At 54.8% G+C, this 440-nt stretch carries 1 protein-coding gene; it reads right to left on the bottom strand.

Going from position 1 to position 440, the window contains the following annotated elements; all coding sequences use genetic code 11:
* Nucleotides 1-383: transposase zinc-binding domain-containing protein (locus tag BEA93_RS24725; RefSeq protein ID WP_172955111.1), on the bottom strand; the 383-nt coding region annotated here is incomplete at its 3' end.
* Nucleotides 384-440 lie beyond the last annotated feature (57 nt).

Raw genomic sequence — 440 nt, 5'->3', positions numbered from 1 at the left:
TCCGCTGCAATACGGCTCATCTCTGCCAGTAACCACCGGTTGTGGAACACCAGGGACCAGAACTGGCAGGGAAGTGTGAACACAATATGCTGCCACGGGCAATCGGGGACCAGACTCAGCAGATACTGTATCCACTGTGCGCCAGCCTTCACTCCGCAGTACGGGCAGGAGCGGCTTTTACACCGGAAGCAGACCTTTTTTGTGTGGCAACAGTCCGGTGATGAACAGCACCACTGTATGTAACCCATCAGCGTGGTCCCGCAGGCCATGATTTTTGTCACTGACTCAATCACCACCGGACGCACTGAATCTTCCGGCTGCTTCTCCAGCCAGTTAAGCCAGCGGTTTCCCTGCTGGAAAATATCGGCAAAACGGGGAAGCATGAATTACGCAGGGGGAAGATGTGAGGTGCCGCACTGCGGACAGATAAAGGGATGTAT

Origin of the sequence: Escherichia sp. MOD1-EC5950, from assembly GCF_002965345.1 — a bacterium.
Classification (GTDB): domain Bacteria; phylum Pseudomonadota; class Gammaproteobacteria; order Enterobacterales; family Enterobacteriaceae; genus Escherichia; species Escherichia marmotae.
This window is presented reverse-complemented; position numbering and strand designations above follow the sequence as displayed.